Origin of the sequence: Stutzerimonas stutzeri, assembly GCF_000590475.1 — a bacterium.
Classification (GTDB): Bacteria; Pseudomonadota; Gammaproteobacteria; order Pseudomonadales; family Pseudomonadaceae; genus Stutzerimonas; species Stutzerimonas stutzeri_D.
This window is the reverse complement of sequence record NZ_CP007441.1, coordinates 2,225,830-2,238,554: the sequence shown is the minus strand read 5'-3', so window position 1 is coordinate 2,238,554 and position 12,725 is coordinate 2,225,830. Positions and strand designations below refer to the sequence as shown.

Here is a 12,725-nt window from a genome sequence, read left to right as displayed (position 1 = left end):
CAACCAGCTTTAGGCCTCGCACAAGTGTCCAGTCAACTGGACCACAATTTTTCGCATCTTGGCCTTCAAACGCTCTAAAACAGGGGCTTCAGCGACACAGGCACAGAACCTGCTAAGCAATACCTGCAACGCGCCAGAGCACCTGGCGGGACGAGCTCGCTGCGGCTGCTCATTCCGCTTCCCGGGCGCACGACCGGGCTGCATACCAAAACAACAAAAAAGGAACTGTAATGTCGATCACCAAAAAACTTTCCCGTCTCACCTGCGCGATCGGCGCCACCACGCTGCTCAGCGCGACGTTGGTCAGTGGCACCGCCACCGCGGCGGAAAAGATCCGCTGGCAGGTGCCGTTGGCCTTTCCATCCCATCTCATCGGCCTGACCACGCCGGTCAAGCACCTCTCCGAGTCGCTCAAGGCGATTTCCGGCGGCGACATCCAACTGCGTTATTACGAGCCCGGCGAACTGGTACCGCCATTCGAGATCATGGATGCGGTGAGCAACGGCAAGTATCCGGCCGGCTACACATGGATCGGTTACGACCAGGGCACTATCCCCGCATTGCCGCTCTACTCCGGCGCGCCTTTCAATATGGAGCCGCCAGCCTACCTCGCGTGGTACTACGAGGGCGACGGCAAGAAGCTGCTCGAAGAGATCTACGCCAAGCGCAACATCCACCCCATGCTGTGCAGCATCATCGGCCCGGAAGGCGCCGGCTGGTTCGCCAAGCCGATCGAGAAGCTGGAAGACATCGATGGTCTGCGCATCCGCTTTGCCGGTATCGGAGGCAAAGTGCTGGAGAAGCTCGGCGCCTCGGTCACCATGATCCCAGGTGGCGAGATCTATCAGGCGCTGGAACGCAAGACCATCGACGCCACCGAGTTCTCGCAGCCGGCGATCGACAAGATGCTGGGCCTGGATCAGATCATCAAGAACTACATCATGCCGGGCTGGCACCAGACGCTGACCACCTCCCACCTGCTGGTGAACAAGGGCGTGTGGGACAAGCTTGAGCCACAGAGCCGGGCGCTGATCGAGATGGGCTGCGAGTCCGCCACGCTCAAGGGTTTCGCCGAAAGCGAGTGGGCTCAACCGACCGCACTGCGCGACTACGAGAAGCAGGGCGTAAAGGCTCAGGTGCTGCCGGAAGAAGTGTTGCGCGAGCTTGAACGCGTGACCAACGAGGTGCTCGACGAACTCGCCGCCAGTGACGAGACATTCAACCGAGTCCTGACCAGCCAGCGCGATTTCATGAAGCATCACTCGATCTGGCACAGCAAGGGCTATCTGCCACGCGATTACTACCACTACGACTAATAGCTGCGTGCTGAGTCTGGTGCCCTGGGCAGCAGGTGCGTCAATCACGTTCGAATGCTGGAGCCCTAACTGGGCGCGCTGCGATTACTCATCATCGGTGGTCGCAGCGCGGATCAGGCGCCAGGTACGAGCGTGTTGATTAGCTAACCAGGGAGCCGACGGCAGGTGCATGGTCGTGCCTTTTCTTCACGAGTGCCGGATTAACGAGGTGGCCGTGTCCGTTCTTCCCGTTTCCCCTGACGATGCAGTGCCCGCCGCCCAGGCGGATGCATTGCCGCACAACAAATTCTCCCATTGGCTGGACAAGGTGCTGGTCGCTATCGGCGAAGCCAGCGCCTGGATCTGGCTGCTGGTGCTGGCGGTGGTGCTGACCAACGTCTTCAGCCGCTTTGTGCTGTCGCGCGGCTCGATCGCGCTGGAGGAGCTTTCCTGGCATCTGTTCGGTGCGGCATTGATGCTCGCCCTCGCCTACGCCGTGGTGCGTGACGACCATGTGCGCGTCGATGTGCTGCGCGAAAAATTCACCTTGCGCAGCCAAGCCATCATCGAGCTGCTGGCCATCCTGTTCCTGGCACTGCCGATCGTGCTGCTGATGGTGGATGCACTGGTTCCCTTCGCCTACCAGGCTTTCATTCATCACGAGCGATCGCAGGCGCCGAGCGGCCTGCCGCACCGTTTCATCTTCAAGAGCGTGTTGCCGCTGGGGATGACATTGGTCGCGCTGGCGTTGCTGTCACGGGCCACGCGTTGCAGCACGTTGCTGTTCAATTTCCCCCGGGCGTTTTCAGCCCCGACGAATGGCCGCGACCGCAGCCGTTCGCAGCCCTGATGGAGTAGCCGTAGTCATGGGTCTGGAACAAATTCTCGTCATCAGCATGTTCGCCTCCTTCATGGGGCTTCTGCTGCTTGGTTTTCCGGTGGCCTGGTCGCTGGCCGGCATCGGGCTGCTGTTCGCCGTATTCGGCCATGTGATGGTCGAACACTTCGATGCCGATCTCTGGTTCACCTGGGACGGCACCATCGGCGTGCTGGATGCGCGCATCTACGGCATCGTCGCCAATGAGCTGATGGTCGCCCTGCCGCTGTTCATTTTCATGGGCATCATGCTCGACCGCTCCGGCATCGCCGAACGGCTGATGCATAGCCTGGTAAGGGTGCTCGGCCCGTTGCGTGGCGGCTACGCGGTGACCGTGGTGCTGGTGGGCATTCTGCTAGCCGCTTCTACCGGCATCGTCGGCGCCTCGGTGGCGCTGCTGGGCATGTTGTCCATCGGTCCGATGCTGCAGGCCAAGTACAACAAGAGTCTGGCGGTCGGCACCGCCTGCTCGGTGGGCACGCTGGGCATCCTTATTCCGCCGAGCATCATGCTGGTGTTGATGGCCGACCGCCTCGGCACCTCCGAGGCCTCGGTGGGCAAACTGTTCATGGGTGCGCTGATCCCCGGCATGATGCTGGCGCTGATGTACATCCTCTACATCGTCGTCGTTTCATGGCTGAAGAAGGATTTCGCGCCGGCACCGGCCAACCGCTCGAAGCTCGACGCCGGGGCGCTGATCGATGTGTTCTGGGCCGTGGTGCCACCCTTCGTGCTGATCCTCGCCGTGCTCGGGTCGATTTTCTTCGGCATCGCCACCACCACCGAAGCCTCCGCCGTTGGCGCGTTCGGGGCAGTGCTGATGGCCGCCTGCAGCCGTCGCTTGAACATGGCCGTGTTCAAGGAGGCGCTCTATCAGACCAGCCGCACCTCGGCCTTCATCTTCGGCATCTTCATTGGCGCCACGGTGTTTGCAGCCGTACTGCGCGGGCTGGGTGGAGACGATGTGATTCGCTCGGCACTCACGGGTCTGCCCTTCGGTCAGACTGGCGTGCTGTTGACGGTGCTGTTCATCACCTTCCTGCTGGGATTCTTCCTGGACTGGGTGGAGATCACTCTGATCATCCTGCCTCTGGTGGCGCCGGTGCTGTTTTCCATGGGCGTCGATCCGCTGTGGTTCGCGATTCTTTTCGCGCTGTGCTTGCAGACCTCGTTCCTGACACCACCGGTGGGCTTTGCGCTGTTCTACATCAAGGGCGTCTGCCCGCCGGAAGTGACCACGCGGGACGTGTATCTCGGCGTCCTGCCATACATCCTGATTCAGTTGATCGGTCTGGCGCTGGTGTTCTTTTTCGCGCCGTTGGCCACATGGCTGCCCAACGAAGTGTACGCCCAGTAAAAAACTACCTGCGTTGGCAATATTGCATTGAAATCGGCCTGAGAATGGCGCTTGCGGCTAACGCGCTTTAGCGCGGCCCGGAGGGCAAACGAAGTGAGTCATGCTCCATGTAAATAAAAATAAACTCGTACGCGAGCCCGGTCCGCTACTCCGACCGTTTGACTCGCTGTCCTGCCTGCCTCGCTAACGTTTTTCCAGCCTAGTTGCTCCGAACCGGCTGCCTTGTCCAAGGTCGCCGGGCCCTTCCATAATCGGCCGAACCCAAACGGATCCTTCTACCCATGGCGATTGCGCGCAACGACCTCGACCACAACGGCCTGATTATCGGCGTTTCGCCGGAGCGTTTTCGCGCGGTGGCAATGCCGCTGCTGTTCGATCATCTCAACGCGCAATGCGAAGGCACCATCGCGGTCAACCGCCAGGCACGCATTGTCTGGATCAATGATAAATATGCCGAGAAGGTCGGCATCAGCGATCCGCGCCGCGTGCTCGGCAAAGAGATCGAGGAAGTTCTGCCAGCCAGTCGTCTGCGCGAGGTGGTGGAAAGCGGCCTGCCGAGCATGCTCGACCTGATGGCCTTCGGCGACGAGCATTTCGTGGTGACCCGCATTCCGCTGCGTGACGAGGACGGCACCCTTGTCGGGGCGCTGGGGTTCGTCCTGTTCGACCGGGCGCAGCATCTCAAGCCGCTGATGTCCAAATTCAATATCCTGCAGACGCAACTGGTCGCGACCCAGAACGAGCTGGCCAAGGCCCGCCGTGCGCGCTACACCATCGCCGGTTTCATCGGCACCAGCGCCGCCGCCGGAGAGGTCAAGCGACAGGCGCGCCGTGCTGCCCAGCTCGACGCTACAGTATTGATCCGCGGCGAGACCGGGACCGGCAAGGAACTGCTGGCCCAGGGCATCCACAACCTGTCACCGCGTGCCAATGGCCCTTTTGTCGCGGTCAACGTCGCGGCCATTCCCGAAACCCTGGTGGAGGCAGAACTCTTCGGTACAGCCCCTGGCGCCTTTACCGGCGCCGATCGCAAAGCACGAATCGGCAAGTTCGAAGTCGCCAATGGCGGGACCCTGTTCCTCGATGAAATTGGCGATCTGCCATTGGCCCTGCAGGCAAAGCTACTGAGGGTGCTGCAAGAGCAGGAAATCGAGCCGCTCGGCTCCAACCAAGTCAAACCGCTCAACGTGCGGGTGATCGCGGCGACCCATATTGATCTGGAAGCCAAGGTCGCGGCCGGGCAATTTCGCGACGATCTCTACTACCGGCTCAATGTGCTCGCACTCAAGGTGCCGTCACTGCGTGAACGCGGCAGCGACATCCCGGCCCTCGTCGAACATCTGCTCGACGACATTGCCAACCGATCCGGCCAGGCGCCGATGGAGCTCACCGCTGAAGCCGTGGCGCTGCTCTGCGGCCAACCCTGGCGCGGTAACGTACGTGAGCTGAGCAACCTGCTGGAACGCGCGCAGCTGAACGCTGACGGTCAGCCTCTGGAGCCGAGGCATCTATTGCCCTTGCTTGGCGAACAGTCCCACCGGGCCGCACCGCTGACAGAGCCGGTAATGCCCGCCGTCGAACTGCCGATGCTGGAAGACTCGCCGCTGCAGCTACTGGCTGAAAGCGTTGCTCAGGCCGAACGCCGAGCGCTGCAACACGCGCTGCGCGCCTGCAAAGGCAATCGCCGCCGCGCCGCTGTGGAGCTGGGTATTTCACGCGCCAGCCTGTATTCCAAGCTTCAATTGCATGGATTGAGCGAGCGGTAGGTCGTTGCGATAGCCACTCGGACGGCGCGGCGCATCACAGCTGTGAGTTCGAGCCTCACCGCGCCATCACTTGTATGTTGCCGGCCCACCGCTACTTTCGGTTGTTTTAGCCCTGCAGAGCCTCATACGCATTGCTCACCGGACCTTCGTCCAGCGCAATGCACTCCAGGGGCGTGCCCATGCAGGAGCGCAGGCACGATCCGGCCATATGGATTCGCCTGAATCCGCGAAGTTTGTGGCGACGGCAGCCATGGGTTTCGCCGGTGTATTCGATCATTGCGCCAACCACCCGCCATCGACATTCCAGGCCGCTCCGCGCACCTGCCGGGCTGCGTCGCTGCAAAGAAACAGCGCCAGATCACCCAGCTCCTCCGGTGTGACGAAATCCAGCGAGGGCTGTTTCTCCATCAGCAACTCACGGGTGGCTCGGCTCGGGTCGCCATGAACTTGGGCCTTGCTATCGATCTGCTGCTGCACCAGTGGCGTCAGCACCCAGCCGGGGCAAAGCGCGTTGCAGGTGATACCAGTGGTTGCGGTTTCCAACGCGACCGTTTTGGTCAGCCCGATCACACCATGCTTGGCGGCCACGTACGCGGCCTTCTGTGCCGAGGCCACCAGACCGTGCACCGAGGATATGTTGATGATCCGCCCCCAATTGCGCTCACGCATGCCCGGCAACGCCAGGCGCATGGTGTGGAATACCGAGGATAGATTGATGGCAATGATGCTATTCCAGCGCTCGACCGGGAAATGCTCGACCGGCGCAACATGCTGAATTCCGGCGTTGTTGACCAACACGTCAAGGGTGCCAAAGTCACGTTCGGTCTGGCTGATCATGTCGCCGATCTGTTCGGCATCGGATACATCGGCTGGGTGATGCAAGACGCGCGTGCCGTACATTGACACCCGAGCGATAGCGGCCTCCACATCGCCGAAACCGTTGAGCATCACGCTGGCGCCCGCCTCCGCCAGCTTGCATGCGATGCCCAAGCCAATGCCACTGGTCGAACCGGTGACCAGGGCGGTTTTGCCGTTCAAAATCATGTCTGTCTCCGATAGCGACGAGTGACGGTCAGAGCGTCGGCGCAGAAGGCACCTTGCTGACGATCAGAATAGCGGCTGCGGCGAAGGGCGCTGTTCGGGGCGATGACAAAGCGGGACGGCACAAGGCCGGCGATCGCTCCTGCGGGAAGTTCCAGTAAGGCATTCATGCGGTTTTCCTTATTGTTCTAGTCGTCCCGCGCGCCAGTCGGCCCCGCATTCGCGGTGCGATTGGGATAACAAGCGAGACCGTGGAAAACCAAGAGCGAAAGCCGTGCCAGACCCGGGCAAAGGTGGTGAAAAGGCTGGGATGCCGTGAAAAGAGCGCTCTGCGACCAAGGTGCCGTGCGGCTCGCTACTCGCTACGTCCATTCAATATGCCCGGAAACCTGGACATGCTCACCCATCGATACACACCGACGTCCGCCATGTCCTGCCGGCTGGACGGTGCGGCCCGACAATGCCCGTATCGCTGTTGGGGTGAGTGTCTGTCGAGCTGTTCAGAAGCTAATTGGCGGGTCTCGCTTCGCTCAATTTCCTATAGATAAACCCCGCTTGGTTAGTTGGCACACCAATGAAACGCCGCTCATCGACGGACCTCCCACACGCCGCTGCTCTGAGGGTTACGTGGCGTCAACCCTAGCGTGGCGGGCGAACAGCTTGTCGTGAGCTTCAAGCAGATTCTCGAACGCACTGCCAGTGAAGCGGAGCGGGTAAGGTGACATCACGTTTCAGTAGTGGGCTGTGCTAAAACGCCACGCGAACAAGTCTTTTATGCAACTCTTCAAATAAGCATTGAAGCTGGACGGTGAGCGTGGACAGGTTTCAGGAAATGACAGTACTGCTGGCTGTTGCCGAGGCGGAAAGCTTTACCGGTGGGGCCAAGCTGGTGGGCATGTCGCCGCCCAGCGTAACCCGCGTGATAGCGGGCCTGGAGAAACGGTTAGGCACGCTGCTGCTGGCACGTAGCACGCGTAGCCTGCGCCTGACCGAAGCGGGCCGGCGCTACGTGGAGGACTGCAAGCGCATCCTGCTGGATCTGGACGAAGCCGAGGAAATGGCCGCCGGTAGTAGCATTCGTGTGCGGGGTAACCTAACCGTGACAGCCCCCGTAATGTTCGGCGAGCTGTATCTGATTCCACTGATCACGGAGTATTTGTCGACGCACCCGCAGGTGACGATCAACGCCCTGTTGGTGGATCGCCTGGTGAACATGGTGGACGAAGGCGTCGACGTTGCCATACGCATCGGCCGGCTGCCGGAGACTGGCTTGCAGGCCATCAAGGTCGGCCACATTCGCCCGGTCATCTGCGCCGCCCCGGCATTTCTCGAACGCTTTGGTCGGCCGCAAGAGCCCAAGGACGTAATGTCGGCTCCCATCGTGATGTCTTCAGCCAGCAGCTTGCTCACTGATTGGCAATTCAACCTGGGGGCAAGCACCCTCACTCTGCACCCTGAACCGCGTCTAATGGTGAGTTCCAATCAAGCGGCGATCAACGCCGCGCGGCAGGGCTGGGGGCTCACACGGGTGCTGTCTTATCAGGTGGCTGAGCAAGTCGCCAAGGGGGAGCTGGAGATCATCCTCGACACCTACGAAGCAGAAGCATTGCCGGTGCACCTGCTCTATCAGGGCAGTGGGCGGGTGCCGGCCAAGGTCCTTACCTTTGTCGATTTCTGTGCCAGCCGTTTCCTTCAAGACCCGGCGCTGCAAAGGGGCGGAGCGCTTAGCGAATGAGCCGTTATCGCCAGATGCAGGTGTTCGAAGCCGTGGCACAACTCGGCAGCCTGGCGGCAGCAGCGCGGCAGCTGAATCTCTCGCCAGCGACCGTCATGCGCAGCATTGCCTCCCTGGAGGCACGTCTGAACAACACCTTGCTGCTGCGCGGACCCCGCGGTGTCAGCCTGACCCCGGAGGGGGAGCGGTTCGCCGCCAACTGTCGGCAGATCATCGAACAAACCGCCGTTGCCGAGCGCTCCGCCGCCGGCATACACGCGCGCCCTGCCGGACGATTGATCGTGTCGTTGCCACCGCTGATGGATCAGCAAGTATTCATGCCAATTGCCCTCGAATACCTGGCGGCGTTCCCCGAGGTATACCTGGTCACCCGGGCATACGAAGGCATACCCAAACTGCTTGAAGAAAACATTGATGTCGCTCTGGTGATGGGCCACCTGCCGGATTCCTCCGGATTCGCCATGCCGGTGGGTATGGTGCAGCCGATCGTCTGCGGCTCTCCCGCTTACCTGGCGAAGTGGGGGCGGCCGCAGACGCCCGAGGACCTCAAAGCGCACCGCAGCGTGTTGACGCCGGGCCAACAAAGTGGATGGCGTTTTCGCTGCGAGCGTTCTACCCGCCTGGTAAGACCGGCGTCAGTGCTGACGTGCACGACCCCGAGTGCGGCCATTCATGCCGCGATCTTGGGCCTGGGCCTGATCCGCTGCATGAGCTACGAGGCGCACCTCGAATTGAAACGTGGCTCGCTCGAACCGGTATTGAGCGGTTTTGCCAGCCAGAACCTGCCCGCACAGCTGATCTACCGCGATGGTCGCCAGGCCGAAGCCCGCGTGCGCACCTTCATCGACTTCGCCACACCAAAGCTGCGCGTCCATCCCGCATTCCTTGGCTAGCGCCGGCCTGCCACGCCAGTGCGCAGCGCCACTCTTTTAGAAAACGAAATTATGCATTGCTCTGCATGGTGATTCTGCTGAGCCGCAAGCAGGCGCAGCATGGACCCACCAGCGCAAGAGCCGCTGCGCTGAATTCCCCCGACCCCACACGGAGCCACACCATGTCTCAGCCAGCCATCAAACTCTATCGCCACCCCCTTTCCGGCCACGCCCATCGTGTCGAGCTGCTGCTCTCACTGCTGAAGCTGCCGACCGAACTGGTGTTCGTCGACCTGGCCAACGGAGCGCACAAGAAGCCTGAATTCCTGGCGATAAACGCCTTTGGCCAAGTTCCGGTCATCGATGACAACGGCACCATTCTCAGCGACTCCAACGCCATCCTGGTGTACCTAGCCAAGAAATATGGTGACGGAAACTGGCTGGCTGACGACCCGCTTGCTGCTGCGCGCGTTCAGCGCTGGCTTTCGGTGGCGGCAGGCCAACTTGCCTTCGGCGCGGCCTCGGCGCGCCTGATAACCGTGTTCGGCGCGGCCCTGAATGCCGAGGATGTCATCGCTCGCGCCCACGCCTTGCTCAAGGTTATGGACAGCGAACTGGCGACCAGCCCGTTCTTGGCCGGCGATACCGCCACCATTGCCGATGTCGCCAACTACACCTACATCGCCCACGCCCCGGAAGGCAATGTCTCGCTCGAAGCCTACCCAAATGTGCGCGCCTGGCTGGAGCGGGTAGAAGCCCTGCCCGGTTTCGTGCCGATGCAGCGCACCGCAGCGGGCCTGCACGCCAACTGAGCCGGCAACAGGCTGCCGGGTTGTCCGGTAGCCCTCTCGAGGAGCGCGTTCCATGGATCACCTTCCCAAGCACCGTCGCTCGCCCTGGCATCCCGGAGAAAAAGCGCTCCAGGAAATGACCAGCGTCTCTGAACGGATGGAGGTTATCGGGCAAAAGGTCATTCGCCACTACATGCCGGACCAGCACCGAGATTTCTATCGGCAACTGCCCTTTATGGTGGTCGGCGCAGTGGACGCGCAGCAGCGTCCCTGGGCGACCCTGCTTGAAGGGCCAGAGGGTTTCGTCACCTCAGCGGACCCGAAGCAACTGCTCCTGGCTGCACGGCCCGACGAGCAGGACCCGGCCGCTGCTGGCCTGCAAGCCGGCCTCGCCATCGGGTTGCTCGGCATCGAGTTGCACACGCGTCGGCGCAATCGCATCAACGGGGTGATCCAGCAGGTTTCTGCCGATGGCCTTGCAGTGGCGGTCGAGCATTCCTACGGCAACTGCCCCAAATACATCCAGGCAAGGAGCTTTGAGCATTCTCCACGGCAGGCGGCTGGCCGTGCAGTGCGCCAGGACTTCACCGCCCTGAATGCCCGAACAACCGAGATGATCCGCGCGGCTGACACCCTCTTCGTCGCCAGCTACTTCGACCATGACCCGCACAACCGCTCGGTGGACGTCTCACACCGCGGTGGGCGCGCCGGCTTCGTCAAAATCGAAGGTAACCGGCTGGCCATACCCGACTATGCGGGCAACCTGTTCTTCAACACGTTGGGCAACCTGCAGGCCAATCCCGTCGCCGGGCTGCTGTTTGTCGATTTCGCCAGCGGCGACATGCTGCAGCTCACCGGCCGCACCGAGTTGATTCTGGACAGCCCGATGATCCACGCGTTTGAAGGCGCCGAACGCCTCTGGACCTTCGATGTTGATCAGGTGGTGCTGCGGCCGGCCGCCACATCGCTGCGCTGGGCGTTCCACGACTACGCTCCGACCAGCCTGGCCACCGGTACCTGGGCGGAAGCGGAAGAGAAGCTGCGCCAGAACGAACAACGCCGGCAGTGGCATCCATGGCGAGTGACACAGATCCAGCAGGAGAGCACGGACATTCGCTCGTTCTTTATCCAGCCATTGGACGATGCTGCGGTTGCTTTCACACCAGGGCAGCACATGCCGGTTCGCCTCCAGGTACCCGGTACCGAGACGCCGCTGATCCGCACCTACAGCGTCTCCAGCGCTCCCTCCGACGGGCACATCCGAGTCAGCGTCAAAGCACAGGGGCTGATCTCCCATCACCTGCACAGCCAGGTTCAAGTGGGCGATTTGCTGGAGGTTCGCCCGCCAATGGGCAACTTCACCCTGATGGCAGAAACCGAACGGCCGGTGGTATTGATGGGTGCGGGGGTTGGCATCACTCCCCTGCTCTCCATGTTCAGGGAGCTGGCCGCTCACAATCACCAGCACCAGCGGCAACGCCATGTACATCTGTTCCAAAGCGCCAGAACGCTGGAGGACCTTCCCTTCCAGGCAGAACTCAAGGCACTGCAACAGCACGATGCCGAGCGGTTGCACCTCCACCGCGCATTAAGCAGCCCCGGTGCCGACGCTGTGGCTGGCCGCGACTACGAAATAACCGGGCGCCTTGACTTTGCCCAGGTGAAGGCTCGGCTGCCGCTGGATGACTATGACTTTTACCTGTGCGGGCCGGCGACCTTTCTTCAGGACATGTACGACGGGCTGCGTGCCCTGAACATCCTTGATGAGCGCATTCATGCCGAGGCATTCGGCCCCTCGGCGTTGAGGCGTTTAGCGGTCGAGCAGCATGCCGCACCGGCACAGCTACCTGTGGCTAGCGGTCCTGTGCCGGTCTATTTCTCGACATCGGCGAAGGAGGCTCGCTGGACGCCAGGCAGTGGCAGCCTGCTGGATCTGGCGGAAAGCCGTGGCCTAAGCCCCGACTACAGTTGCCGTGGTGGCTCTTGTGGAACCTGCAAGACGCGGCTTGTCAGCGGCAACGTGCATTACCCAAATCCACCGGCAGAAATGCCGGCAAACGACACCGTGCTGATCTGCTGCGCGGTCCCTGCGGAACATGCAGACGGTATCCAACCCTTGGTTCTTGACCTTTAGTGAGGGGCTGCGACATGAACGGAGAAAAACTCATCACCGCAGAACATGGCGCCTGTGCAATGTGGGACAGCGGTGCCGCGAGTGCCGGCTGCAACTCGTCCACACACTCACGTCTGCGCGACTCGGATCAGGAATGGGAGGCGAACTATCTGCTGCCGCAGTTGGTGATCGGCGCGGAGTACCCGACACATGCGACGAAAACAACTGCATCGATTTGGTTCAAGCGCCATTTCAGTTGGTAAGAAAATAGATCACAGCCGCTCGGTCGACGGGAACGCGGACACTGTGCAGCACGCCATTCCCCCTTTTTGGAAAAACAGGAGAACCGCCATGTCTACCGCTGAAATTCGTCAGCCTATCCCTCCTTTCACCGAGGAGTCTGCCACGCTCAAGGTTCGCCTTGCCGAAGACGGTTGGAACAGCCGCGATGCGGCCAGAGTCGCCTTGGCTTATACCCTCGATACCCGATGGCGCAACCGCGCGGAGTTCATGACAACCCGTGCCGAGGCGCAGGCGTTTCTGCAGCGTAAATGGAGCAAAGAACTTGAGTACCGCTTGATCAAGGAGCTTTGGGCGTTTATCGACAACAGGATCGCTGTGCGTTATGCCTACGAATGGCACGACGACTCTGGCAACTGGTTCCGCTCCTACGGCAACGAGAACTGGGAGTTTGATGAAAACGGTCTGATGGCCCATCGATTTGCCTGTATCAACGACCTGCCCATTCAAGAGTCTGAGCGCAAATTTCGTTGGCCATTGGGTCGTCGCCCCGATGACCATCCAGGCCTTTCGCAGCTAGGGCTGTAACCTCAACCCACGCCCTTGGATGGAGTTGCGGCTCGCCCTTTAGGGCCGCC

General features: G+C 61.3%; 13 protein-coding genes. 10 read left to right on the top strand and 3 right to left on the bottom strand.

Features of this window, described 5'->3' with window-relative positions:
- Positions 1-230 precede the first annotated feature (230 nt).
- From CH92_RS10440 to CH92_RS10425, 4 genes are all read left to right on the top strand, one after another.
- On the top strand, positions 231-1,316 hold the full coding sequence (locus tag CH92_RS10440) for a TRAP transporter substrate-binding protein (protein ID WP_025241722.1): 1,086 nt from the start codon (positions 231-233) through the stop codon (positions 1,314-1,316).
- A gap of 214 nt (positions 1,317-1,530) precedes the next feature.
- Complete coding sequence (locus CH92_RS10435) at positions 1,531-2,145, top strand: TRAP transporter small permease subunit (RefSeq protein WP_025241721.1); 615 nt, start codon at positions 1,531-1,533, stop codon at positions 2,143-2,145.
- Positions 2,146-2,161: 16 nt separating this feature from the next.
- Positions 2,162-3,529: a TRAP transporter large permease gene (locus CH92_RS10430; protein WP_025241720.1), complete on the top strand. Its 1,368-nt coding sequence runs from the start codon at positions 2,162-2,164 to the stop codon at positions 3,527-3,529.
- 281 nt (positions 3,530-3,810) lie between these two features.
- Positions 3,811-5,295, top strand: a complete 1,485-nt coding sequence (locus CH92_RS10425) for a sigma-54 interaction domain-containing protein (protein ID WP_025241719.1) — start codon at positions 3,811-3,813, stop codon at positions 5,293-5,295.
- Between the two features lie 106 nt (positions 5,296-5,401).
- On the opposite strand, the gene CH92_RS22030 is transcribed toward CH92_RS10425, so the two are convergent.
- From CH92_RS22030 to CH92_RS22025, 3 genes are read right to left on the bottom strand one after another with little or no spacing between them, the layout of a single operon-like run.
- Positions 5,402-5,572 (bottom strand): hypothetical protein, encoded by a 171-nt coding sequence (locus tag CH92_RS22030; RefSeq protein ID WP_158491121.1) that lies wholly within the window; start codon positions 5,570-5,572, stop codon positions 5,402-5,404.
- Positions 5,569-6,339: a 3-hydroxybutyrate dehydrogenase gene (locus CH92_RS10420; RefSeq protein ID WP_025241718.1), complete on the bottom strand. Its 771-nt coding sequence runs from the start codon at positions 6,337-6,339 to the stop codon at positions 5,569-5,571. Before CH92_RS10420 ends, CH92_RS22030 begins: the two co-directional genes overlap by 4 nt.
- Positions 6,336-6,506 (bottom strand): hypothetical protein, encoded by a 171-nt coding sequence (locus tag CH92_RS22025; protein ID WP_158491120.1) that lies wholly within the window; start codon positions 6,504-6,506, stop codon positions 6,336-6,338. The genes CH92_RS10420 and CH92_RS22025 overlap by 4 nt, the downstream gene beginning before the upstream one ends.
- Positions 6,507-7,168: 662 nt before the next feature.
- On the opposite strand from CH92_RS22025, the gene CH92_RS10415 reads away from it, so the two are divergent.
- From CH92_RS10415 to CH92_RS10390, 6 genes are all read left to right on the top strand, one after another.
- Positions 7,169-8,071, top strand: coding sequence for a LysR family transcriptional regulator (locus CH92_RS10415; protein ID WP_200869651.1), 903 nt, complete (start codon positions 7,169-7,171; stop codon positions 8,069-8,071).
- Positions 8,068-8,964: a LysR family transcriptional regulator gene (locus CH92_RS10410; protein ID WP_025241716.1), complete on the top strand. Its 897-nt coding sequence runs from the start codon at positions 8,068-8,070 to the stop codon at positions 8,962-8,964. Before CH92_RS10415 ends, CH92_RS10410 begins: the two co-directional genes overlap by 4 nt.
- 161 nt (positions 8,965-9,125) lie before the next feature.
- Positions 9,126-9,755: a glutathione S-transferase family protein gene (locus CH92_RS10405; RefSeq protein WP_025241715.1), complete on the top strand. Its 630-nt coding sequence runs from the start codon at positions 9,126-9,128 to the stop codon at positions 9,753-9,755.
- A gap of 52 nt (positions 9,756-9,807) precedes the next feature.
- Positions 9,808-11,868: a pyridoxamine 5'-phosphate oxidase family protein gene (locus CH92_RS10400; protein WP_025241714.1), complete on the top strand. Its 2,061-nt coding sequence runs from the start codon at positions 9,808-9,810 to the stop codon at positions 11,866-11,868.
- A 14-nt stretch (positions 11,869-11,882) separates the two neighbouring features.
- A complete protein-coding gene (locus tag CH92_RS10395) occupies positions 11,883-12,110 on the top strand; it encodes a hypothetical protein (RefSeq protein ID WP_025241713.1) in 228 nt (75 codons plus the stop codon).
- A gap of 88 nt (positions 12,111-12,198) precedes the next feature.
- A complete protein-coding gene (locus tag CH92_RS10390; protein ID WP_025241712.1) occupies positions 12,199-12,675 on the top strand; it encodes a DUF1348 family protein in 477 nt (158 codons plus the stop codon).
- Positions 12,676-12,725 lie beyond the last annotated feature (50 nt).

Excerpts from the sequence above, each read along its gene's own strand:
- CH92_RS10440 (WP_025241722.1), top strand. The coding sequence starts at position 231 with ATGTCGATCACCAAAAAACTTTCCCGTCTCACCTGCGCGATCGGCGCC.
- CH92_RS10430 (WP_025241720.1), top strand. The coding sequence starts at position 2,162 with ATGGGTCTGGAACAAATTCTCGTCATCAGCATGTTCGCCTCCTTCATG.
- CH92_RS10425 (WP_025241719.1), top strand. The coding sequence starts at position 3,811 with ATGGCGATTGCGCGCAACGACCTCGACCACAACGGCCTGATTATCGGC.
- CH92_RS22030 (WP_158491121.1), bottom strand. The coding sequence starts at position 5,572 with ATGATCGAATACACCGGCGAAACCCATGGCTGCCGTCGCCACAAACTT.
- CH92_RS10420 (WP_025241718.1), bottom strand. The coding sequence starts at position 6,339 with ATGATTTTGAACGGCAAAACCGCCCTGGTCACCGGTTCGACCAGTGGC.
- CH92_RS22025 (WP_158491120.1), bottom strand. The coding sequence starts at position 6,506 with ATGAATGCCTTACTGGAACTTCCCGCAGGAGCGATCGCCGGCCTTGTG.
- CH92_RS10415 (WP_200869651.1), top strand. The coding sequence starts at position 7,169 with ATGACAGTACTGCTGGCTGTTGCCGAGGCGGAAAGCTTTACCGGTGGG.
- CH92_RS10410 (WP_025241716.1), top strand. The coding sequence starts at position 8,068 with ATGAGCCGTTATCGCCAGATGCAGGTGTTCGAAGCCGTGGCACAACTC.
- CH92_RS10405 (WP_025241715.1), top strand. The coding sequence starts at position 9,126 with ATGTCTCAGCCAGCCATCAAACTCTATCGCCACCCCCTTTCCGGCCAC.
- CH92_RS10400 (WP_025241714.1), top strand. The coding sequence starts at position 9,808 with ATGGATCACCTTCCCAAGCACCGTCGCTCGCCCTGGCATCCCGGAGAA.
- CH92_RS10395 (WP_025241713.1), top strand. The coding sequence starts at position 11,883 with ATGAACGGAGAAAAACTCATCACCGCAGAACATGGCGCCTGTGCAATG.
- CH92_RS10390 (WP_025241712.1), top strand. The coding sequence starts at position 12,199 with ATGTCTACCGCTGAAATTCGTCAGCCTATCCCTCCTTTCACCGAGGAG.